At 43.4% G+C, this 23,426-nt stretch carries 29 protein-coding genes; 6 read left to right on the forward strand and 23 right to left on the reverse strand.

Annotation, left to right across the window (positions count from 1 at the left end; genetic code table 11):
* Positions 1-13 precede the first annotated feature (13 nt).
* The 18 genes from DWY79_RS09325 to DWY79_RS09410 form a co-directional block, all read right to left on the reverse strand.
* The gene (locus tag DWY79_RS09325; RefSeq protein WP_122369244.1) at positions 14-1,066 is read right to left on the reverse strand and encodes an NAD-dependent epimerase; all 1,053 of its coding nucleotides are present in this window, start codon (positions 1,064-1,066) and stop codon (positions 14-16) included.
* Positions 1,067-1,101: 35 nt separating this feature from the next.
* A complete protein-coding gene (locus tag DWY79_RS09330) occupies positions 1,102-1,932 on the reverse strand; it encodes a glycosyltransferase (protein ID WP_122369245.1) in 831 nt (276 codons plus the stop codon).
* Complete coding sequence (locus DWY79_RS09335; RefSeq protein WP_121962778.1) at positions 1,929-3,197, reverse strand: glycosyl transferase; 1,269 nt, start codon at positions 3,195-3,197, stop codon at positions 1,929-1,931. The genes DWY79_RS09330 and DWY79_RS09335 overlap by 4 nt, the downstream gene beginning before the upstream one ends.
* A 1-nt stretch (position 3,198) precedes the next feature.
* A complete protein-coding gene (locus DWY79_RS09340) occupies positions 3,199-3,930 on the reverse strand; it encodes a glycosyltransferase (RefSeq protein WP_197730308.1) in 732 nt (243 codons plus the stop codon).
* A 63-nt stretch (positions 3,931-3,993) separates the two neighbouring features.
* The gene (locus tag DWY79_RS09345; protein ID WP_229057557.1) at positions 3,994-4,929 is read right to left on the reverse strand and encodes a glycosyltransferase family 2 protein; all 936 of its coding nucleotides are present in this window, start codon (positions 4,927-4,929) and stop codon (positions 3,994-3,996) included.
* Positions 4,895-5,761, reverse strand: coding sequence for a glycosyltransferase (locus DWY79_RS09350; protein WP_227713895.1), 867 nt, complete (start codon positions 5,759-5,761; stop codon positions 4,895-4,897). The genes DWY79_RS09345 and DWY79_RS09350 overlap by 35 nt, the downstream gene beginning before the upstream one ends.
* Before the next feature lie 8 nt (positions 5,762-5,769).
* A complete protein-coding gene (locus tag DWY79_RS09355; RefSeq protein ID WP_130882088.1) occupies positions 5,770-6,072 on the reverse strand; it encodes a hypothetical protein in 303 nt (100 codons plus the stop codon).
* Between the two features lie 236 nt (positions 6,073-6,308).
* Positions 6,309-6,443 (reverse strand): hypothetical protein, encoded by a 135-nt coding sequence (locus tag DWY79_RS23290; protein ID WP_255417928.1) that lies wholly within the window; start codon positions 6,441-6,443, stop codon positions 6,309-6,311.
* 419 nt (positions 6,444-6,862) lie between these two features.
* Entirely contained in the window at positions 6,863-7,612 is a 750-nt protein-coding gene (locus tag DWY79_RS09365; protein ID WP_121962781.1) for a glycosyltransferase domain-containing protein, read from the reverse strand.
* A gap of 15 nt (positions 7,613-7,627) precedes the next feature.
* Positions 7,628-8,743: an EpsG family protein gene (locus DWY79_RS09370; RefSeq protein ID WP_121962782.1), complete on the reverse strand. Its 1,116-nt coding sequence runs from the start codon at positions 8,741-8,743 to the stop codon at positions 7,628-7,630.
* Between the two features lie 150 nt (positions 8,744-8,893).
* On the reverse strand, positions 8,894-9,841 hold the full coding sequence (locus DWY79_RS09375; RefSeq protein ID WP_121962790.1) for an ATP-grasp fold amidoligase family protein: 948 nt from the start codon (positions 9,839-9,841) through the stop codon (positions 8,894-8,896).
* A gap of 48 nt (positions 9,842-9,889) precedes the next feature.
* Positions 9,890-11,134, reverse strand: a complete 1,245-nt coding sequence (locus tag DWY79_RS09380; RefSeq protein ID WP_121962783.1) for an oligosaccharide flippase family protein — start codon at positions 11,132-11,134, stop codon at positions 9,890-9,892.
* 393 nt (positions 11,135-11,527) lie between these two features.
* Positions 11,528-11,737 carry a hypothetical protein gene (locus DWY79_RS09385; RefSeq protein WP_121962784.1) on the reverse strand — a complete coding sequence of 70 codons (210 nt, stop codon included), beginning with the start codon at positions 11,735-11,737 and terminating at the stop codon, positions 11,528-11,530.
* A 49-nt stretch (positions 11,738-11,786) separates the two neighbouring features.
* Positions 11,787-12,923, reverse strand: a complete 1,137-nt coding sequence (locus DWY79_RS09390) for a dTDP-glucose 4,6-dehydratase (RefSeq protein ID WP_122369246.1) — start codon at positions 12,921-12,923, stop codon at positions 11,787-11,789.
* An 8-nt stretch (positions 12,924-12,931) separates the two neighbouring features.
* Entirely contained in the window at positions 12,932-13,840 is a 909-nt protein-coding gene (gene rfbD / locus DWY79_RS09395; RefSeq protein ID WP_005863149.1) for a dTDP-4-dehydrorhamnose reductase, read from the reverse strand.
* 1 nt (position 13,841) lies between these two features.
* Entirely contained in the window at positions 13,842-14,423 is a 582-nt protein-coding gene (gene rfbC / locus DWY79_RS09400) for a dTDP-4-dehydrorhamnose 3,5-epimerase (protein WP_121962786.1), read from the reverse strand.
* A gap of 1 nt (position 14,424) precedes the next feature.
* Positions 14,425-15,330 carry a glucose-1-phosphate thymidylyltransferase RfbA gene (gene rfbA, locus DWY79_RS09405; RefSeq protein ID WP_121962791.1) on the reverse strand — a complete coding sequence of 302 codons (906 nt, stop codon included), beginning with the start codon at positions 15,328-15,330 and terminating at the stop codon, positions 14,425-14,427.
* A 37-nt stretch (positions 15,331-15,367) separates the two neighbouring features.
* Positions 15,368-15,859, reverse strand: a complete 492-nt coding sequence (locus tag DWY79_RS09410; protein WP_005857907.1) for a hypothetical protein — start codon at positions 15,857-15,859, stop codon at positions 15,368-15,370.
* Between the two features lie 184 nt (positions 15,860-16,043).
* Between DWY79_RS09410 and DWY79_RS09415 the strand changes: the two genes are divergently transcribed.
* The 6 genes from DWY79_RS09415 (at position 16,044) to DWY79_RS09440 (ending at position 20,339) form a co-directional block, all read left to right on the forward strand.
* The gene (locus DWY79_RS09415; RefSeq protein ID WP_122369247.1) at positions 16,044-16,607 is read left to right on the forward strand and encodes a BT4734/BF3469 family protein; all 564 of its coding nucleotides are present in this window, start codon (positions 16,044-16,046) and stop codon (positions 16,605-16,607) included.
* 36 nt (positions 16,608-16,643) lie between these two features.
* On the forward strand, positions 16,644-18,449 hold the full coding sequence (locus DWY79_RS09420) for a DUF3987 domain-containing protein (protein ID WP_122369248.1): 1,806 nt from the start codon (positions 16,644-16,646) through the stop codon (positions 18,447-18,449).
* Positions 18,450-18,562: 113 nt separating this feature from the next.
* Positions 18,563-18,769 (forward strand): DUF4248 domain-containing protein, encoded by a 207-nt coding sequence (locus DWY79_RS09425; RefSeq protein ID WP_122369249.1) that lies wholly within the window; start codon positions 18,563-18,565, stop codon positions 18,767-18,769.
* Positions 18,770-19,067: 298 nt separating this feature from the next.
* Positions 19,068-19,535 (forward strand): HU family DNA-binding protein, encoded by a 468-nt coding sequence (locus DWY79_RS09430; RefSeq protein WP_122369250.1) that lies wholly within the window; start codon positions 19,068-19,070, stop codon positions 19,533-19,535.
* 265 nt (positions 19,536-19,800) lie between these two features.
* The gene (locus DWY79_RS22580; protein ID WP_158593844.1) at positions 19,801-19,896 is read left to right on the forward strand and encodes a smalltalk protein; all 96 of its coding nucleotides are present in this window, start codon (positions 19,801-19,803) and stop codon (positions 19,894-19,896) included.
* The gene (locus DWY79_RS09440; RefSeq protein ID WP_122369252.1) at positions 19,893-20,339 is read left to right on the forward strand and encodes an N-acetylmuramoyl-L-alanine amidase; all 447 of its coding nucleotides are present in this window, start codon (positions 19,893-19,895) and stop codon (positions 20,337-20,339) included. The genes DWY79_RS22580 and DWY79_RS09440 overlap by 4 nt, the downstream gene beginning before the upstream one ends.
* A gap of 62 nt (positions 20,340-20,401) precedes the next feature.
* Here DWY79_RS09440 and DWY79_RS09445 read toward each other — a convergent pair whose 3' ends face one another.
* From DWY79_RS09445 to DWY79_RS09465, 5 genes are all read right to left on the reverse strand, one after another.
* On the reverse strand, positions 20,402-20,677 hold the full coding sequence (locus DWY79_RS09445) for a type II toxin-antitoxin system YafQ family toxin (protein WP_122369253.1): 276 nt from the start codon (positions 20,675-20,677) through the stop codon (positions 20,402-20,404).
* Entirely contained in the window at positions 20,674-20,880 is a 207-nt protein-coding gene (locus tag DWY79_RS09450; protein ID WP_122369254.1) for a hypothetical protein, read from the reverse strand. The genes DWY79_RS09445 and DWY79_RS09450 overlap by 4 nt, the downstream gene beginning before the upstream one ends.
* A 66-nt stretch (positions 20,881-20,946) precedes the next feature.
* Entirely contained in the window at positions 20,947-22,095 is a 1,149-nt protein-coding gene (locus tag DWY79_RS09455) for an MraY family glycosyltransferase (protein ID WP_122369255.1), read from the reverse strand.
* A complete protein-coding gene (locus tag DWY79_RS09460) occupies positions 22,092-22,481 on the reverse strand; it encodes a hypothetical protein (protein WP_122369256.1) in 390 nt (129 codons plus the stop codon). Before DWY79_RS09460 ends, DWY79_RS09455 begins: the two co-directional genes overlap by 4 nt.
* A gap of 65 nt (positions 22,482-22,546) precedes the next feature.
* The coding region (locus DWY79_RS09465) for a transcriptional regulator (protein WP_233563956.1) at positions 22,547-23,426 on the reverse strand (880 nt) is incomplete at its 5' end.

A 23,426-nucleotide genomic window follows, 5' to 3' on the forward strand; every position in this document is an offset into this window, starting at 1 on the left:
GTAGAATTTATTTTTATAGATTATAATATGATTTGAACCACGCCACGGTTCGATTAACACCCTCTTGAATATCCATTGAAGGCTTAAAACCCACTGCCTGTTGAAGCAATGTAGTATCGGCGTTCGTCTGATACACGTCCCCCGGTTGCATCGGAAGAAAATCCTTCATCGCCTCTTTCCCGCAAGCGCTCTCTATAGCTTGTATAAAATCCATCAACCTGACAGGCTGTGAATTGCCTATATTATAAATACGATAGGGTGCGGAGGAGGAGCTAGGATCCGGATGCTCCGGGTCCCAATCCGGATTCGGTGTAGCCGGGCGATCTAAGACCCGTATCACTCCCTCCACGATATCATCAATATACGTAAAGTCACGTAACATATCCCCGTTATTGAACACCTGAATCGGACGATCGTGCAGAATAGCGTCAGTAAACAAGAAAGGAGACATATCCGGCCTCCCCCAGGGTCCATACACCGTAAAGAAGCGTAAACCCGTGGCAGGAACCCCATACAATTGGCTATACGCATGCGCCATCAACTCGTTAGACTTCTTGGATGCGGCATACAAACTCACGGGATGAGCGATACTCGTTTTCTCCGAGAAAGGCACATCCGCATTCAGACCATACACGCTGCTAGAGCTGGCATACACCAAATGACTCACCTGATGATACCTACATCCCTCCAGCACATTGATAAAACCATTCAAGTTCGATTCCACGTACGCATATGGATTCGTGATCGAATAACGTACGCCCGCTTGGGCAGCCAGATTCACTACCGCATCAAACCCCTCATTGGCGAAAAGCATCCGCATCGCCTGCCGATCCTCCAGATTCATCCGGATAAAACGGTATCTCTCATACGTATGGCTCGGAGTCAATTTATACCAATCCACCTCCTCTTCCCGTATGCCCGCCTCCTTCAAGCGACCATACTTCAAGGCCGTATCATAATATCCATTGATATTATCCAAGCCCACAACCTCGTCTCCCCGCTCCAGTAAACGCCGTGCGACAAACGAGGCGATAAAACCGGCGGAGCCGGTCAATAAAACCTTCATAAATATGTATGTTGAAAAAAGATTTGTGTAAGAAATTATTCTAAGATCCTTTTACGAATATTACTTCCATAGATCTTTCTCACTACCGAGACAGGAAGCAACCTAAACATCAAACGAGCTATCGGATAAATATAACGCCAAGAGAAACGTCCATACAAACGAGAGATCCCATTGACATAAATCTTAAACTCATTGAAAGTATTTTTTCTTTTATTTCTTCGCTTAAAGACATCTCCTTCTCGGCGAAAATAAATCGTTACATCCTTGATATTTCCGATCTGATATCCCTTACAGAGTACATCATACCACAAAGCGAGATCTTGGCTCGTTCGATAACGCTCATCATACCTTAATCCATTGTCAAATATAAAACGACGCATCATCACAGTCGGATGAGCCAATGGTGATGCTTTACAAATAGAACTTTTTACATCTTTATTTGTCAGAGGATAATGACGTATACCCAAATCCTCATGCTCCGCATCAAACTCTTGCAAAGCACCTCCAAGCACCGATACCTCCGGATGTTCTTTCAGATACCTCACCTGCCTCTCAAATCGCAATGGATGCGATATATCATCGCTATCCATACGAGCGATAAAATCTGATTTTACCACACTCAGCCCCTTGTTCAAAGATTTAGTTAATCCCAAATTACAATCATTCCTCAATAAAACCAAGCGTTCCCTCAACAAAGACTTCCAATCAATAATGACACGTATCAATTCATCACCCAATGGTCCATCTTCAACCAAAACAATCTCATCCGGTTTCAAGGTTTGATCCGTCCAAACACTCCGCAAGGCTCGAGCCAAGTAGTCTGCTTTCTCTGATTTATAAACAGACATTAATACTGAAATACTCATACTACAATCCGTGATATATCTATATAACAAAGAGTCCGCTTACCCAAATAAACCGTATCAAAAAAAACATATCGTCCATCTTTAGAAAAACGAGGATGCAAATCACAACGACACTCCCCTGTATATTTCAGTCCATGATATAGTTCTAATAAAGGAAACAACTCACACGTTTTTATATGATAAAGATAAAGATGCTGCATCCTGCTTTTATCCGGATAAGTATCAAATGCGATCCACTCTCCATATACTGTCGGGTGCCCATCACCTGTAGCCAATTCCGTCATCTTGTCACACAAAGTAAACTTTCCAGTATTTATATCTATAAAATAGAAACCATCCTTACCCTCATAACGAAGATAACCAAACACAGTATTATCATCTACCCAACACATGTGACTGACTATTTCGTCATCAGCCAGAACTTTCATTCTCTTGAAATCCGAATACATCAAACGGTCAAACCTACGTTTTCCTCTATACCATCGATGTATGAAAATAAATCCTTTTCCATCAGGTTTTATCATTAAATGATTCACTTTATGAAGACTTACATCAAAAGTATCTTTAGGTTCGACGGATATGATCTCTTGCAAAGTATAAAGTAATTTACTCTCGCCATCATTATATGAGACATACCAAATACCATCATTATCCAAACACTCTAATTCCGTCCTAGAAGGAATAGCAAGACTACGATATCCATAATCCGGACGTAACGCCATTATTCTACTATAATTTATTGACAAGAAATAATCTTTGAGATAAGCATCCTGCACAGGAAACTCAAACTCTTTTACTACAATCCGTTCATCTAATGAATATGCCAATGCCTTATACTTATTATCCTTCAAGACATTGAAAACAACGACATCATCATCAATCCATTGAGATCGTACTCCTTGCTGCCATGTATAAGTTTCACTATCTATTAAATTCACCTCTTGCCTCGTCCTCAAATCAACAACCCTTATTCCTACGGGAAATCTAGGATTGGGCTTAACAGCGGTTGATTGTGTCGGAATATTCACTAACACCATCCCTTTATTATTAATGGAAGTCTTATCATAATAACCGCCAAAACTTTCCGAGTCAGAATAAAAAGAAACTATTTCATTCACTCTTGAATCCAGAATCTTTGCATTGTAGTCTTTATGATAAATAACTGCATTAATAGTTATATATATCTGCTTAACCAATCTTTTCAATCCTGGTGTAGCAGAAAGAAACGATGCTATTAATCGTTCCTTTGTAGAAAAGTTCGCCATATTACCGAAATTTCAATTTTATAAGTTCATAAATATATTTCAACCGGGTTCTTATTTTATAGACTATACCATTTCTAGATTTACCTGTTGATGTAGAAGCGTTCGTATCATGTCTCCTATAAAATATAAGAGGATCTTCAAGAATTTTATAAGTAAAAAAGAAGGAAGCGACATAACCTATCCAACGGTCATGAGATTGTATTCCTTTAGGAAAAGGCAAAGACTTTTCCAAAACGCTCCGCCTAAAAGCCGCACAACAACCCTGCCAAGGAGTGGGTTTATAAAGTGCCTTCCAACGGCTCAATGTAACGCTTCCATCAAAACGGGTATTACTTTTAACAATAAGATTTGAATCTGTCAAATAGCAATCACTTACCACATAATCATATTCTTTTAGTATCAATGACATTATCTTAACCTTATTCTCACACCATACATCATCTTGATCCGCTAAAAAGATAATCTCTCCAGTAGCCTTCTTTAAAGCATTCTCAAAATTTGTTGTTACTAGATTAATCAGCGACAGACCACTTTTATCTCTATCAAATATATAAATCTGAATTCTGCTATCATCAAGTTCTGCTATTCGTTGTAAAGTTTCATCAGTAGAACTATCATCCGACACAATCACCTCATCATCTTCCGATAGCTGGCACAATATAGATTCCAGCTGCTCCTTAATATACTTTGCCCCATTATAGGTAGCTATACAAACAGAGATCTTACCCATCATGCAACCAATGGATAAGATGAAACAACAGGACTAACCGCCTGTATATTTCTTATTATCAGACATTTACCCCCCCATTAAATTCTTAGTCAAACTGCTTAATATTAAGAATATAGGCCAATTAGATTTAACCGGGTTCAATCCTCTTATAACCCCATGTATAATATGTTTTAAATACATTGCCCTTGGTGCGATACAAATCGGGAAATAAAATAATTTCACTAAATATTTTACGCCATTCTTCTTTTTCCAATATCCGGGGACATAGTCTCTTCGGCAAAGCCACAAATAATTTCTAAACTGATAATACATCCTAAACGGAGAAGCAATGGCTATCGATCTTGAAGCCACTTTTTTATCACCTTCCCCTAATTGATGGTTAATCTTAGCGTCTTCAACGACAAAAGATCGCCATTGCGATTTATGCCATGCCCGCCAACACCATTCATGGTCTACGCCATCAATAAACAAAGACTCATCAAACCCTCCTACATCAAGCAATGATATCCTCGAGATCAATGATATCGAGGATATCACCGAATAATATTCGGTGATATCGGATGAATTAACAAAGGTTTCTTTAGAAAACCTCGCTATCATTTTTGACTTATCCCCATACGGCATTCCACTCTGCCGATTAATCGCCCGGGTTCCTACCGCTCCAACCTTTATTCCCTTCTTTTGAAGCGCTTGATAATTTTCAAGTAACTTGCTCACCACTTTCTCTGATGCAATCGAATCTTGATCCGAAAAAAGTACGAAATCATAACCTAAATCTATAAAATGACGAATGCCTATATTCTGTGCAGCAGCAATACCTACATTCTTCAGCAATGGTTTATACTCTACCGACTCATAACCGCCCAGCACCTCCGAGTGGTCAGAAGGAGAATTATCCACTACGCATATTTGGTCTACCTGACTAGCCAATGATGACAGAGCTTTCTTTGTCACCTCAAAATCAGGGTTATATAACACCATTACCACTCCTACTTTTACCATATCTTTTATCTAATAATCCATCTTTTACACCTCTAAACATTTGCACATAAATCTCTCGCCAACACCTAACCTTGAAAGGAAAAGAAATTGGAAATACAATTAACTTAATCGCACGATTAATCTTCCATTGCATTGGGACGTAACAACGTCTAATTAACCATAAATAATTTCGTACTTGATAATAATATCGTATCGGGGCTGAAATGATGACAAGCTGGTTAAATATCCGGTACTCTTGTTGCCCTACATAATGAATAAGTTTAATATTTGTGGTTAAACCATTCACAAAACCTTTGTTATTAGCCCTCCAACACAATTCAAAATCCACATAATCAATAAATAAGTAATCATCATTTAGTCCCACCTCCTCTATTTTCCGCAGGGCGACACAACTGCCCGAACTGATAATCTCTCGCCTCAATATAAAATCCTCTGCCGCCCATACATCCCGATGGATTGTCGATTTATACACTTCTTTAGTACGGCCATTTGTTACTGTCGGGCCCAACAAAAACAGATTAGGCACTAATCCATTAATACGCTTATATTCCTCAACCATCCTGTTAGCATACCCCTCAGGGATCACACTATCTTGATCGAAGAAAATCACATAGTCACATCCCGATTCACGAGCTTGCCCGATCCCTTCATTTTGTGCCGTCGCAATACCCAGATTATCCCCCAAAGGGATATACACCAGCCTATCCGCCCTTAAATCCAAATCTCTACCGGGTGTGTTATCCACGACTATTAGAGTGATATTTCCATTCTTTAATAGATCCTTATGGAATAAACTCAACTCTGCTTTATACAAGACAACTACTATTGCCACAGATTCCCTCATAAACCTTCACACACAGTAAACGGCATAAGCGCCTGATAAGAAAATCGAGGAAAGCCTATCTCCCCCTTGACAATTTTTTCAAGATAATAATTGGACTCTAAGCTGTTATATTTAATCTTTCCATCAAACAACAAGAGTAACCTGGTTAACCAACTCTTTTGATAGAAGACAAAACTAGAGATAAGCCACACATCCTCCACGGAAAGCAAATTCTCATAAGCCAACAAGAAACGTCGATTTTGAAGTCCCAATACATGTTCTTTATAATTTCCTTCCATACATTTACGCATCCTTCTCATAAAACGCCATTTTCCATTTGATTATCAACATATTAACAATATAAGATATGAGATTTATCATCCTAAATCACCTTGCATAAAAACATGCACAATTTGGTACATCAAGAAGTCATGCACCTTAATCACTTCAGACAAGTAGTCACGTATGTTTCAGCCGCCATCCTATTGAACAACATCGTACATTCAGTAGCGAAACTTTGTATCAATGCCCACTCCTTAGTCAGTGCGACCCTCCCTTAATCCCATGCCTCCCTAATAACACCTAAATTCACATCTACCAATATGGTATTAGAGTAGCAAATCAACGGAATAAAATGATCCTCATCTTTTAGCTGATCAACTACCGCTACCACCTTCAATTTATCCGGCATCCAAACATCATCTTGATCGCAAAAGACAAAATAATCAGCATCATTGTATCGCTCAATTGCCTTCTGTAGTAATCACTCATGGCAAAACTAACGTTTTCCCCCTCAAATACTTCAAAGATCATCGGATACCGTTCTTTATAAGCGATCAATAAATCCGATGTACCATTGAAGCCCTATCATCTCTCCTAACACTTTCAGTTTCATACCCTCTTGGGCCAACAAGCTATCCAGCTGGGCACAAAAAAACGCTCCCCATTATAGGTAGAGAGAAGAACTACTATTTTGTTCATTGAAAGAATAGGAATATGGTACGATTTTTTCGAACTCTATATTCCAAGAAAACGCACAATTATAAATTTAGAATACAATATAGACTTTCAGTTCCATGGAAACGTAGCACTTTTTTGCCAAGAATTAAGCTACAATCCAAACAAACAAAGCAAAAACCTATAGTAAGTTCTTTTTACTGCTCCTTGAATTCGTTTCCATAACGAATTAGGATTATGTTTCACCCTTTTTATAGCCTCATAGTTATGAGTACTTACTCCATGAGGAAGCAATAATTCGACACTATTGATATGATTAGCCCAAAGTACATAGCAAAGGCTCAATTGATCCCTTTTCGAGTATGTCATATACATTTTCCACCAAGCTTCCGAAACAGTAACCGATGAGCAATGATTGTGCTTCCTAAAAATCAAATTATTCTCATACAGTCCATTGCCAAAAGGATAACCTTGACTTTTCAAATATTTTACCTGCTTTTTTATCATTGAGTAAGAATCACGACCATCCCATATACATTTAAAAGCATCCGCATAAATACAATTATATATAGGATGAGGCACAAAAGCCATAAATGTATCTTTTTGGATTAGTTCGTCCAATTTATCTTTTAGTTCATCACCTACAATCTGTAAATTTGAGTCCATCCACAGACTATATTCATATTCTGGTAAAGCTAAATGAGGATTTATCTTCACAAACCTAGACAGTCTCAATTTATCATTTGTCTCAAAAGGTATCTTACGGATTTCCCATATTCCAATATGAGATTCAGAAAACTCATTTGAAAAACAAATATAATCATATCCATCATAGATATACTTTGGTTGTTTTAAACCATCATAGTTTCCTGTTAAACAAGTATATATTACGTTCTTATTCACACCTTATACGTTATATTAATCAAAATTATACCACCTAATACGTAACCTTTTATTCTCAAAATTTTCGCTAAATACAGAATCATAAGGAATGCATCCCCTCACACCTCCTACTAAATTTCTTTCAAAATATACCATTAACAATAAGACAGAACATAGGATGATTAACCTTCTTCTTTCATATTTAATAAAAGCAGGAAATGCAAGCACTGACACCCAGCAGAAATAATTAGACATACGATCTATATTCAAATTTCCAGTAGAAAACAACAATAAAACCAATCCACAAAATAACAGATTTGAATAAACAGGTTTACGATGAGCCATTTTCACCATTAAAAACGAATAAAAAAGCATCAAAAAAAGGATTCCAAGACCAGAGCTGTATTCCATAGCTCCTAATTGTCTATCTGATTCAGCATAATGCGAATATAACCCAATACTATTAAACAGAAGAAGCCTAAACTGAGACCAAAAATCAAACAAAAGACCTATATACATAATAAGCACAACAAGACAATAAAACTTAATTCTAGGTTTTATTTTACGTATTATATATATTGGTGTTATCAACAATGCACTGAAATGAAACAAAGAAGCAAGTAGCATACAATAACAATAGTGCTTAAAATCACCCTTTTCTATATATTTTATTGCATAGATGAATATAGCTATTGATACCGCCTGTCTAATTTGATCATAAGATGTAAATAAAATAGGTAAAGCAAAAACAATAAACATTCCCCAAAACAGTTCACCATTTTCTTCCAACACTTTATATATAATTAATATAAAAAGCAATGAATATAGACCTATGACATACAAATAGGTATTATCCAAAACATGAAAGATCCAAATAAGTAGTTCGAAGATAGGCTCTATACCAAAATATGTACTATTTACAAATAAGGTATTCCACATACTATCACATGATTGGAACAACCTTTTTGAATCTTCAATTATCAACATATAGTTCTCATAGTCATTTCCTATATCAAAACGGAAGATTGATACCAAGATCAAAATCAATACCCCTAAATTAGCAAGTGTTCTATTTCGGGAGCCCAGCCATAGAAGCCACAATATTGAAGCAAAGATTACATGATAAAATACAAAACTTTGAAACAAACTCATCTTTTTTTAAACAAAATAAATATCTACACATTGTTGATACATTTAAACAAACACTTTATAACTGTACCATAATTGAGCTATATTAGAATCTAATCCATTTTTTGAATTGAAATTAAGAAATGTAGTAATCATATTAAACTAGTAACAAATCTAGAACACTTTACTATAAGTGTTTTTTGAGTGTTTACCTTTCAAATTCTCTAAATTCAACATCTCTCCCAACTTTAAATTCCATTCTGGAGGATTGATAGGGCCAAAACCTGCATTATGAAAAAACGTCAACTCTCCAAAATAGACCTGATGATCGATTATATAAAAATCAACCCGTAAAAAAGGTACTCCTTGACTAAGTTTACGCGCTAAAAATTTCATCTCTTCAAACTCAATTGGCTTTACAGCAGGTTCATTACTGTTAGGATCTTTCATACGTATAGGTAAACGCTGGTAGTTCATGTCAAAAAAATCAGTATAAGTATGTTCAGAATAATCTTTAGACTTATACATCATAAATGGCTCACCATTAAAACAAAAAAATTTATAATCAGTCAAAACATTCTCAGATAATCCATCAGCTGAATTAGAGATACTATCTTCCATATATTTCTCCGCAAAGATTCTACGAGGAACATTCTTATAGGGCCACTCTCTCCATTTCTTATAATAATTTTCTCTCAAACCTTTCTTTAACTCTTGAATAACGAAATCTTTATCCATTTTAGACTTATCCTTACAAATATACATACCTGTACCGCTATTGTGATTACATTTTATCACAAAACGGTCAGGTAAAAGGTCAAAATCAACATCTTCAGCCTTTTCCCACACACCTAAAATTGGAATTATGTATTTATCACCTATACGCTCAGAAACCCATTTTTTAGCTTTCACCTTATCTACCATAATGGTATATTCTGGCCTTCTATCATAAATTTTTAGCCATTGCATCTTTTCTGTCAGGCTTTTCGGATTATGCCAGTTCAGAAACTTATCAAACGTCATATAATAACGTAATGACAACCAAAGCCTATCCGGCAATATTCCTTCCACTAAAGATCTAATAATATTATTACACTTCATTATATATTCTAATTTTAACATTAAACAATTAATATGAAATATGGCAATCTTCAATCTAATATATATCATTTAATAGATTGTCTTTCTGTAAAAAACGAACAAACGATACAACAATTCTATTAAATATGAAATAATAGCAATAAAAACAAAACTATATAAACTATGAATGTATCCCAATATCCAAACAACAAATAAAGCAAAAAGATAAAACGTAGAAGTTATGATAATAGAATAAAGAACATACTTATTATATCCAAATCCAATAAAAAAATTATTACCAATAACAATACTTACACTTAGAAATATCGGCACAATAGAGAACATTCTTAATGGTAATAAATCAATCTCACTATGGAGAAAAAGTTTCACAATCCACGGAAGAAACAGATTCACAATCAGAACCAAAAATAAACTCAAAAAGAAGACAAAAGCCATAACATACTTTAAAGTCCTCACATTTTTATTTTTTGAGAATCGAGGTAGTAATACAGTCGTTATAATATTTGAAGGCTTTTGCATTATACCCATCAATTTCAATGCCAAATCATAGATTACAACATCCCCCATACTAACGAACAATCCCACCAATACTTGGTTCAATTTGTCCTTTACTGTACAAACCATATCTGTAGCCAATATGGGAGAACACTCTTTCAGGTAATTATATTGCGTACGATAGTCTGTTATCATGAAACGGATCTTATCCTTCATGAATATCAATAATAACGATATGATGCTTGCTATCAAATAACCAATTCCATAGAGCACAGGTACCAATAAATAATCACCTTTCTCTTTCACAAGGAAAAAAACCAGAGAAATAAAAACTAGCTTTACTAATATATTCAAAAATGCCACGACTTTCATCTTTTCTATACCCTGGAAATAGAACTGAGGAAAAATCAACTCATTCAACGTAAGTAGATAAGAAAATAAGAACAAGGTCTTATATTCATTATAGGTAGGTATTATGAAAACAAGCAAAACATACGCAAACAAACAAATTAGCCAAAGTTTCAAACGAATAAGTAAGACAGAACTAACTATTTCCGATAGTTTCTGCTTATCTTCCCTATGGATAGATACATTTTTGGCGCATACACTATTTGATCCAAAATCAATTACCAATACCATATACCCAACCAAAATCTGCGCCGTTATCACTAATCCGTATAATTCCATCCCCAACACATCCACTAGATAAGGATAGGTAATCAACGGAGCGAGTAAGCCGAAAAGCTGGATTAGTGAAACAAATAGGATGTTGTCAAATATTACTTTATAACGAGCATATAAATTTCTGATCGAATTCATACAATGATTCTATAATTTCACTTGATTAAATTCTAACCAGTTCGGCATATAGTCTTTAACTATTTTTGCCAGAGTACTGGCCAAAACAACATGTTCCTTGTCACAACTGCAATTCACTGTCGCATTCGCTCCTATAGTTGTATCGCTGGCAATATTATGTCACCAAAAAGAATTGCTCCAGGCCCAATATAACAACGATTCCCTAAACGTGGAGCTTCCTTATACCCAGCACTTACCCCTAAATTTGTATTAGCATGAATCCGACAAAATGAACCTATCTGGCAATTGGGATTTACTACAATCGTCCCATAATGAGCGATGCTTAGGCCTGGACCAAATACGTTCAATGGTACAGAGAAGCCCAACCTCACAGAAATACGTTTCAGCCTAATTTTAGATAAACACCTCATTATCACCCTCCCACATTTTTCGAAAGCAGATTTCCAGGGCATGCATTATTATAATACTCAGCCTTCCTAAGTGGCTTTTGAAAGCACCATATCCCAGAAGTCTCAAGCGTTGAACAAATCCATCATTAGCAATACCCAAAGCTTTCCTGTCTTGCGATAAATAATAGGCCAAATCTTCTTTAGTCTGTATCATACAATTATTCTTTATATAACGTTACGAATAGCTCATCCATTTACAAAAACTATTTACTATACATCTCCTTATAATACCTCTGATACTCCCCGCTAGTCACATTTTCCATCCACTCCTGATTATCCAAATACCAGCGCACAGTCTTCTCGATCCCCTCCTCGAATTGCAAACTCGGTTCCCAACCGAGTTCTTTTTGCAACTTGGTGGAATCAATAGCATAGCGTGCGTCATGGCCGAGGCGATCGGTCACGTAGGTATTCAAATCCAAGTCCTCCCCTTCTTTTCTACCTAACAGGCGATCCACCGTGTTGATCAGCACTTTGATGATGTCGATATTCTTCCACTCGTTGAAACCGCCGATATTGTAGGTCTCAGCGATTTTTCCGTGATGGAAGATCGTATCGATCGCACGGGCATGATCCTCCACAAACAGCCAGTCACGCACGTTCTCGCCCTTGCCATAGACTGGCAACGGCTTACGATGACAGATGTTGTTGATGAAAAGCGGGATCAGTTTCTCCGGGAATTGATAGGGGCCATAGTTATTTGAGCAGTTTGTCACGATGGTCGGCATACCATAAGTATCGTGATAGGCACGTACAAAATGGTCTGAACTTGCCTTACTCGCTGAATAGGGCGAATGTGGATTATACTTTGTCGTCTCATAGAAGAAATCATCCCCGTATGCCAAATGATGTTCACTGGACGACGCTGTTGTCGTGAACGGTGGCTCAATGCCCTCCGGATAATTCATGGTCAACGCTCCATACACCTCATCCGTAGAGATATGATAAAAGCGTTTGCCCTCGTACCTCTCCGGTAGACTCTCCCAATACAGCTTAGCTGCCTGCAATAGCGCCAGCGTACCCATCACATTAGTTTGGGCGAAGGTGAACGGATCTTTAATGGAACGATCAACATGGCTCTCGGCCGCCAAATGAATGATGCCATCGATCTGCTTATCCTGCATCAATTGATAGTATGCCTTGAAGTCGCAGATGTCCATCCTTATGAACCTATAGTTAGGCTTATCCTCGACATCCTTCAAGTTAGCCAAGTTGCCAGCATAGGTCAACTTATCCAAATTGAAGATGTTATACTCCGGATATTTATTCACGAGCAAGCGTACAACATGACTGCCAATGAAGCCTGCTCCACCAGTGATTACTATATTTCGTTTTGACATGATTCTGTTTATTTGTTTTTTATGTTAGCAATACATTGTCTCAGCGATTCTGTCCAATAAGGGATCCGAATACCGAATGTCTCCTTGATTTTAGATTTATCCAATACCGAATAAAATGGACGTTTTACAGGGCTGGGAAACTCGTCGCTATGACAGGGCTGCACATCGCAAGCGGTCGTGCCATTGTATTCAGCGATCGATTTCGTGAAGTCAAACCATGAGCATACCCCCTCGTTGGAGTAATGATAGATACCGGTCTTGTCATAATCATGTTCGTTTTTTTTATCCGCATAATCTTTCAACACCGTCTCAATGGCTTTCGCCAAATCCAAGGCGTATGTGGGTGTTCCCACCTGGTCGAACACGACCTTAAGATGTGGTTTGGTAGCCGTAAGGTTCATCATCGTCTTACAGAAGTTCTTGCCAAACTCACTGTACAACCAAGCCGTACGGATAATCACATGCTTGCAACCGATAGCTTGAATCTTCTGCTCACCATGCAATTTGCTCATACCATAAACTCCGGTGGGGGTTCCTTGTTGATCCTCTTGACAAGGCACATTGCACGGTTCTTTACCAAACACATAGTCTGTCGAGATTTGCACTAAAAAACCATTGGTCTCTTTCATTACCTTGGCTAAGTTTTCCGGAGCCTCAGCGTTCAACTTCTCCACCAATTCCTCATTACTTTCAGCCATATCCACATTGGTATAGGCGGCGCAATTCACGATAACATCTACACGCTGCGCCGCGACCATCTTCCTCACCGCCTCCAAATCCGTAATATCCAAAAAGCCGGTCTCTACGCCTTCCACTTGATTCACATCCGTGAATACATAGTGGTCGTCACTTTCCCGAGCGATGATACGCATCTCGTTTCCCAACTGCCCGTTGGCACCAGTCACCAATATATTCATCTTATTCAAATTCAGGGTATAAATTTACATGATAATCAAACGGTGAATCAAAATCCTCCAAACAAGGATGTTTTATGTCCTTCTCCGAAAGAAGGACCTTGTCCATCGGTATCCGCCAATCTATGCCTAGGCTCTCATCCTTTATACGGATGCCCCCATCCGCTTGCGGAGCATAGAAATTATCGCATTTGTATTGGAAAACAGCTATCTCACTCAATACCGCAAATCCATGAGCGAACCCTCTAGGCACGAAAAACTGGCGATGATTCTCTTCGCTCAACTCAACAGCCACATGCTTACCATACGTTGGGCTTCCTTTGCGAATATCCACGGCTACATCAAGGACGCATCCTTTCACGCAACGCACTAACTTGCTTTGAGTAAAGGGAGGTCTCTGGAAATGCAAGCCACGCATCACTCCGTATGAGGACATACTCTCATTATCTTGTACAAAATTTATCTTACGAACCTTCTCCTCAAACTCACGTTGCGAGAAACTCTCGAAAAAGTATCCCCGAGCGTCATCGAACACCTTCGGCTCAATGATCACTACACCCTCTATATCTGTCTTTATTACCTCCATCTTAACCTAAATTCGGATCTCCTGTCTCCTTTAATTCCTCAATTACTTTCAGTAAGTATTGACCATACTGATTCTTTAACATCGGCTGCGCCAATTCTCTCATACGCTCCTCCGTGATCCATCCTTGACGATAAGCGATGCCCTCCAAGCAGGCCACTTTCAATCCCTGACGCTTCTCCAACACCTCGATATAAGCAGAAGCCTCGCTCAGAGAGTCGTGCGTACCGGTATCCAGCCAAGCGAAACCCCGGCCTAAAGTTTGGACTCTCAGCTCTCCATCCTCCAAGAATCGTTGGTTGACCGTAGTAATCTCATACTCGCCGCGAGCGGACGGTTGAATGCTGCTAGCTACATCAACAACCTTGTTCGGGTAGAAATACAATCCGACCACGGCATAGTTGCTCTTAGGGCATTCCGGCTTCTCCTCAATACTCAAGCAATTGCCGGTCTGATCGAACTCGGCTACGCCATAACGCTCCGGATCACTCACCCAATAGCCAAAAACAGTAGCCCTATTCTCCTTCTCAGCAGTACGAACCGCCTCCTTTAGCATCGATGTAAATCCATTACCATGGAAGATATTATCACCTAGCACCAAGCAAACGCTGTCATCACCGATGAACTCAGCACCAATAGTAAATGCCTGCGCCAATCCATTCGGCGATGGCTGCTCCGCATACTCGAAACACACACCATAATCAGAGCCATCCCCAAGCAGACGCTTGAATCCGGGCAAATCGTATGGCGTTGATATGATCAAGATTTCCCGGATACCCGCCAGCATTAACACACTGATAGGATAATACACCATCGGCTTATCAAAAATAGGAAGCAACTGCTTGCTCACTCCCTTAGTGATCGGGTATAATCGGGTACCCGAGCCACCAGCTAAAACGATTCCTTTCATACGAATATTCTCTATATCATTCACACACTTTTTTATCTCACCCTTCCCCCAGCACATACTTCCTGATCCCATACCGAATGCTCGGTACATTCGCCCCATTCACGAATGTAAGGTGAGGCAAGAGGGCGCTGATGAAGGCACGGCTCTTGACCAGCTTGAGGGGAGACGAGTAGTCGGCTAGGATCTCGTTGTAAAGGTCTGTCAATACCGTCTGGCAAAGGGTGACCGTGTCCGGGCAGGCGCATAGGCGGGCCTCGTAGACAAGACGGGTCGCCTCGTCCGGGATGAACAACGCCAACGAGGAGGGTTCAGCCGTCACCGGAGGGGCAGGAGAGTTTATCGGAGGAGACGGAGACTCATGAAGTCCCGATTCAGCGGGCGTAATCCAGCGTTCCGTCCGTGTCACCGTCCCGTCACCCCAATGGATGTTCTGGATAGCGATGGTGGCATTGGGCAGGATCTGCACGTTACCTCCATTGACCGTAAAGGCAGAACGTGCCTGTTCCGCCCGCTCTTGATTTTCTGTCATATTCGTTTTTAATTTAAGTGTTAACAATAATCACCCCTTTCACGGGGGCATATTTATTTCTATCCTCATTTCATCCACCATACGTCCGTTTCCGTACCCGTACCGTCCATCGCTATTCCGGGAATGGACAGGAACGCATTCCTTTACCGGCGGTAACCGAATAATCAATTTATTTTATCCGATCATGAAAGAGTCTATCTTTTCCTTTTTCAATGCCCCCATCACCAATCAAGTGCCGAACGGGGTTGTCTGTGTCAGTCAATTGCACGCCTATATCACCACCAGCGAGTGGCTGCGTGAGCGTACCGATCAAGTACGTGCCGCATCGGGCGACGAGAAACGGTTCAGGCGGCTGAAACAGAGTTTGCTACCCTATGTCACGCCCGCCGGTATCTTCTCCTACCGAAAGGAAGATCACTTGTTATTGCCCTCTGGTGAGTTCGTCATCGACATCGATCACCTCTCCTCACCCGAAGAGGCGATCCGTTGGAGGGACACGCTGTTCGCCGACGAGCGGCTACGCCCCGATCTCTCCTTCGTGAGTCCCAGTACCACGGGAATCAAGCTCCTCGTACCCTATCGCCTGTCGATCAAGAAAACCGTGGAGGAGTCTTTCGACGAGGCGGTACGATTCGCTTGGGAATACCTTGAGGGAAAATACGGGCTGAAAGCTGATGCCACGAACGCAGACCTCTCACGGGCTTGCTTCCTTTGCCACGATCCCTCAGCGAGGCTACGGGAGAATTGAAAATTGAGAACTGAAAATTGAAAATTATATATCATCATGAACCCATTATCAGATCTGGAGCGGCTCGTTGCCGCCATCGAGAAACAGGGGGCGAACATCGCTCCCACCTATCAAGAGTATATGCCGATCGCCTTCGCCATCGCCAACGATTGCGGAGAGGCTGGTCGGTCATCATTCCATCGTATCTGCCGATTGTCGGAGAGATATGTCTCCACCGAGGCGGATAAGCTATACGACCATGCCCTCAAAGGAGGCAATGGACGGAATGGCTTGGGATCCGTATTCCACTTGGCGGACCTAGCCGGCGTGAAACTGGACAAATCCATGGCTGAGGCCGGGAAACTTTCAAACTTTCAAACATTCACGCCTCCCTCACACACGCACACGTGTACGCACGAGGAACCGCCAGTGAAAAATGTCCCGCCCGCCTTTCCTGAGTATCCTTGGCCCGCTTTCCTCAAACGGATGATCGACCGGGGCGATACCCCCGCCCAACGGGATATCCTCCTGCTGGGCGCTATCACCGTGTTGGGAGCGACACTCAACAAATCGATCCGGATATCGTACGGGCGAAAATTCTACTACCCTTGCCTGCAAACGTTCATCGTCGCCCCTCCCGCCTCGGGAAAGGGAGCCCTCGCTTGGACACGCCGGCTTGCTGAGCCGATACACGAGGCGATGATGGCGGACTACCGGCAGAGGCATAAAGCTTACCGGGAGGAGAAGAGCCGTTGGGACTCGCTGGGCAAGAAAAAATCCGATACGCCGGAGCCCGAGATGCCTCCCCTCAAGATGTTCCTTATCGCCGGTAACAACTCCGGCACCGGCGTGCTGGAGAACCTCATCGAGGCCGACGGCATAGGGCTGATCTGCGAGACCGAGGCCGATACCGTGAGCACGGCCATCGGCACCGAGCACGGGCACTGGAGCGATACCTTGCGTAAATGCCACGACCACGAGCGGCTGGCTTTCAACCGACGCACGAACCGGGAATACCGGGAGTGCCCGGCCTCTTACCTCAGTGTCTTGTTAAGCGGTACTCCAGCGCAGGTACGGCCACTTATTCCCTCGGCCGAAAACGGGCTGTTCTCACGCCAATTGTTCTACCGGATGCCGCCTATCGATGAGTGGGCGGATCAGTTCGAGCAGGGCGACGAGGACATGGATAGCCTCTTCTCCGATTGGGGGAGACAGTGGAAGAAACTCGTGGACTACCTACATGAGAGGGTCAATGTCATACAATTCCATCTCTCCGACACGCAAAAGGAGCGATTCAACAGCTGCTTCGCACGCATATTCGGGCACGCCGGTCTTTCCTACGGTTATCCGATGCGAAGCTCCGTGGCCCGTATTGCCATCAATATCTGCCGGATCGCTTCCGTGGTGGCCTTCCTGCGATCGGTGGAGAGTCTCCTCATCCCACAAGCCATTCTCGATTCTCAATTTTCAATTCTCAATTGTCCCGGTCTCTCGCCTGCCCCCGAGATCCCGGAGGAGAACGTACGGGACGGTATCGTTCCTTCCCTAGAGTTACGTATCGATGATGACGATTTTAAGGCTGTCCTCTCGCTCGTGGAGCCGCTCTACCGTCATTCGGCGGGCATACTCTCCTTGCTTCCGTCTGACGAGGTGCCACGCTCTCGCACACCCACGCCCCAAGAGGCCCTCTTCGCGGCCCTTCCACTCTCTTTCAACCGACAACAGGCCTTGGAGGAAGCAGAGAGGAACAACATCCCCACCGCCACCCTAGATACCTGTCTCAAGCGAATGCAGGAACGAGGCACGCTGGAGAAGAACGGCCGGGGAGAGTACTGCTTCGGCGACCGTATCACCCATAAGTAATCCCGGCCTCCCTCACACCCCTATATAATGTACCCAACGGGCGTGTGTGTGTGAGGGAGGCCTGAATATTTGAAAGTTTGAAAGTTCCACCAACTCATAATTCGTAATTCGTAATGTCCTTACCATTAAGAAAGTCCGCATTGGCGGCATCCTATTTCCCGGAGCTAGCCTCCCATCAAGCCTGCAACCGTCTACGCCGCTGGATCATCCGATGCACGGAGCTGTACGACCGTCTGCGGGAGACGGGCTACCGGCCCGAGCAACGCATATTCACGCCCCGACAAGTGGGGCTAATCATCCACTACCTAGGAGAACCGTGAATGAGTTGACAGTGGACAAGTGACAGTGGACAGTTGCGCACAGCGGTGAATTAACTGAATACCCATTCTAAGGTGCTTACGATGCCCATTCAAAGAGATTTACACTGCCCATTCAAGGGAGCTTACGATGGGCAACGTAGTCCGGAGCCGGTCATCGTCATGATTCATTGTTAATTATTCATTATTCATTTCCTAGGGCATCGCCCGGCATCACCGCCCCCTACGTCGAGGCCTATCTTTGTAACGTTGATCAACAAACAATTAATTTTCAATTATCAATTTTTAATTTCCAATTACCATGCCACAAGCGTTTCAAGCACGAAAGTTTTTTATCCCCAAGACGGATCCCAAGCAGGAGGTGTACAAGCCGGTTCCCTATTATTTCGGTACCCTGTCCACACAAGATGCGGCCGACCAGATCGCCGAGGAATCCTCACTCACCAAAGGTGATGTATTAAACGTACTCGACCGTTACCAGCGGTATGTCATCAAGAACCTACAGAAAGGTTACAAGGTGGAGCTGCTGGGGTTCGGGACGGTCTATAACCGCTTCGTCACGGAGAAGGGGGTGGCGACCGCCGAGGAGGTCAAGGCTACGCATATACGGACTATCGTACCGGGATTCTCGCCTTCCTATACCATACTGAACGGGGCACGACGTTACTCGCTGCTGGGCGAGAAGACCTCGCTCCTGAAGGTCACGATACTCGGGACACCGGTGGAGGAAGGGGGAGGTTCCGACTCGGAGTCGCCGGATGAGATCTAACGTGTTACTTTTGGCTTGACCCAAAAGTAACCAAAAGGTCAAGGCTGACGCTGACGGGCTACTTCGAGACCTACGCTCGCTGTCGCATCCCAACTCGCTTCGCTCAGACAGGGATGCTCCTCACGCTCGCTACGGTCTCTTCGCTTTACGCCCGTCCGCTAAGGCCGTTCTTAGGAAAGCGTCGCTTTCCTCTTATGATGCCCATAGCATCCGTTTATTTTCATTATCATTATTCACTATTCATTATTCATTAACAAAGTTCATCATGAAAAAGTCTGTTTGGAGTACTGTTCTCAAAGTGATCATCGCCGTAGCTACCGCCATCGCGGGGGCCTTCGGCATAACGGCTTGCGGATTATGAGCAAGAACTATTGTTTCTACCAGAATTACAGGGAGGTCAGCCTCCTTGTAATTCACTGCTCGGCCACACGATATGACAGGGATTTTCCTGTCGAGGCACTCCGTTCCTCGCACAAGGCACGGGGATTCGCCGATATCGGCTATCATTTCTATATCACACGGGACGGGGAGCTGCATCGCTGCCGCCCGGTCAACCAGATCGGGGCGCACGCAGCCGGATGGAACGACCGGAGTATCGGAATCTGCTACGAGGGAGGGCTCGACGAGCAAGGCCGTTCGGCCGATACACGCACCTACGCCCAGCGATGTACCTTGATGGATCTGCTACGGCAATTACGAAGGGATTACCCGAAGGCACGCATCCTAGGACATTACCAACTTAGCCCCTATATTCGTAAGGCTTGCCCTTGCTTTGACGCAAGGGAAGAGTATACAGAAATCTAATATTCAATGTTACTTGATAAAAAACTTACAAACAATAAAATACGAGGGCCTCCAATGGAGAATTAAAATATATCCGAGTGAGAACCTGTACGTACAAGTGTTATGATTTTCAATGAAGTCCCCACACTATAAATAAGAAGCCAATCCGGAGTGATATGACACTCACGGCAATCCTTATAATCTCCCTTTAACGCATGATCTTTGTTTGATGAAGGAAGTTTTTCTCCATTCAACAGTTTCAGGAGGATATCATTCAACTTACCCTCGTCTAAATGTCTTTTCCTCGCCAGCTTGAGATCTTTCAAATACTGGCGGGTAAATTCCAATCGATATTTCATTGGACCTTACGCAAATAATCCTCAAAACTATCGCATTTGATAGTACGCCCCTCTCGAGCGTCCGCAATGGCTTGCTTCGTCACATCATTCAAAGAGTCCGACTTCCGCTCGGATATATTTGTCACACCACGTAACATTTTTATCGCCCGTTTCAAATCAGACAATAAACTCGCATCCTCAACCGTAACTATCAATTGTGCCATTTCTTTCACTTTGGGTTTATTTAAAACAAAGGTACAAATTTTTTTCATCAATATCCAATCCGTTGATCAGAATTTCTTGCCGAACGCTTCCTCCCTCTCCTGCCGCTCCCGGTTCCGGGAGATAAGCCTGTTGATTGACAGATGGAGAAGAGACCACAGGAAGAGGTTCAAGAACAAGAGGTATGTAATATTCATACGCTTGGCCAACAGCAAGTTCAACGCTATGAAGAAGACCGATACGCACAGGATCGTCACCATCACCATACGAACTCGCATGCCCGTGCGCAATAGCTTATGATGGAAATGGTTCTTATCCGGTAAAAAAGGGTTCTTGTGCTCACGAAGACGGTGCAGGACTACACGGATCACGTCCAACAACGGTACCAAAACCGTGGAGAAGGCGATCACCAGATAGGGATTCGAACGATCCGGGAACGAGCCGTTCGACACGCACAGGTGGATGATCAGGAAGCTGATCACGTAGCCCAGCGTCAAGCTGCCAGCGTCGCCCATGAAAAGCTTATGGCCACGGTTCGCGTTGCCGAAGACGTTGTAACACCAGAAGGGCATCAAGACTCCAAGCGTGCAGACCGCCAGCAGGGCGTAAATGTATTGCACTTGGATGAAAAAGATCACGCTCAAGACCGACAGGGCGATGCAGCAAAGGCCGGACGATAAGCCGTCAATCCCGTCAATCAGGTTGATGGCGTTCGTCACGTAGACCACGGCGAAGACCGTGATCGGAACGCCCAGCAAGGCCGGGACTGAATAAATCCCAAACAGGCCACCCAACGAGTCGAGCCAGTTGCCGGACAACACCAACAGAAAGGCCGACACGACCTGCACGACGAACTTATAGCGATAGCCCACCCCGACCAAGTCGTCGCAGACACCCACCAAGTAAAGCAACGTCATGCCCACGAACAGGAAAAGATACTCGTGGAGCATGTCTAGCGAGAGCCCCGACAGATCCGAAGACCACAGGTAAAGGCGAAAGCCCATCACCAAGGCCATCGACATCAAGATAACCGGAAAAAACGACAACCCGCCCAAACGGGGGACAGGGGTCGTATGCACCTTACGGGTGTCCGGGATATCATACAGGCGTTTCTTGTGCGAGATCACCAAGATCCTCGGGATGATGGCCATACCCAAAAACACGGAGGCCAAGAATCCGCACAGTAATAACAATAACGGTATTTGCGTCATACTCATACTTTTTCACTCAATAAAGGTAACCCCTCCACCTCGCCGGCGTGCCACTCATGGTAGTCCGCAAGGGAAAGTACGGGTACGGTCAATTGCTTGTAATCCTTATCGTCTCTTCTCAATATATGCCTGCGGGCATACGAGCTTAGCGAGCGATCCGTAACAGACACCATCACGATCGGGAACGGATACCCGTACAGGCGCATCGGCGTGGTCTCGCTATCCGGGAACGCACGATACAGCTGGTAGGCCGAACGCTCGAACGCTACCCAGTAGGGACCCGTGCAATACAGGTGTATTGAGTTCTGGTTCGCACGCTCACGATCCATGATCTCTGTCAAACGCTCACGCAACAAGTTCATTAACCGGATACCCGAAGGAAGAGAAGACATTTCTTTTTGAATCTTGATTTCTGAATCTTGAATCTTGAATTATTTAATTCATTATTCCTTATTCACTATTCATTATGTTTCAGCCACCGGTCGTAATCACGTAAACGACGTATCAACACGAACTTGCTCTTCTTGGGCGAAGCCTCCTCCATCCAAGGGTCAATCAACTCGTGCGCCATGCGCTGGTAAAGGCTGCTGTCCGTGCAGCCATAGAGCGTGACCAGTAACAAGGCACGGGATTGCCCCGCTTTTATCACCGGGAGCATGCTGCGCATCGTGGAGCGCAAACGATCGAACTCATCCGACTCGCCCAACAACCTGTAGGCCGGAAGGAGCAACGAGTAAAGCTTACAACGGATCACGTCGGTCTCACCACGGAGAGAGGCGTAGCCACGCAGGACCTCACGGGCCAGACGGGCATCCTCATCCACTACCACGCCAGAGGCGTGGTAACGGCCCAAGGCATCGTGCAAGCCCTCCGACAGACGGTCGTTGTCCAGATGGGTATAGACGTGCTTGCCCCCCGTGTTCAGCTCGATCAACTCGTACTCCCCAGCTCTCACCTCGAACAAGGGGACCCACAGGCAGTCGAGGATACGCACCATCACGTCCTTATGCCCACCGCCCGGCTGCACCACCACCTCCGCCTCCATGTCGGTAAAAGGGCCGGAGGTGATACGCACACGGTCGCCTTTCAACAAGCGGCCGCTATCTGGCACGTACACCGGAAGCTCGTTGGAGTAAGAAGCCGCGACCCAACGCAAGGTATCCATCTCACGATCCGAGAGGTACGGGAAATAAGACCGCCCGCCGGAGGAAACCCGGGGGAGGAAATTATACAGGGGAAGCGTACGCTTCAGGCGGAAGATCTCGTCCTCCGAGGCGTGGACGAACACGTAGTTGTACAACAGGGGTTGCCTCGTGTTGACCATCTTGCCACCCACC

It is taken from the genome of Parabacteroides sp. AF27-14, from assembly GCF_003635425.1.
Classification (GTDB): Bacteria; Bacteroidota; Bacteroidia; order Bacteroidales; family Tannerellaceae; genus Parabacteroides; species Parabacteroides distasonis.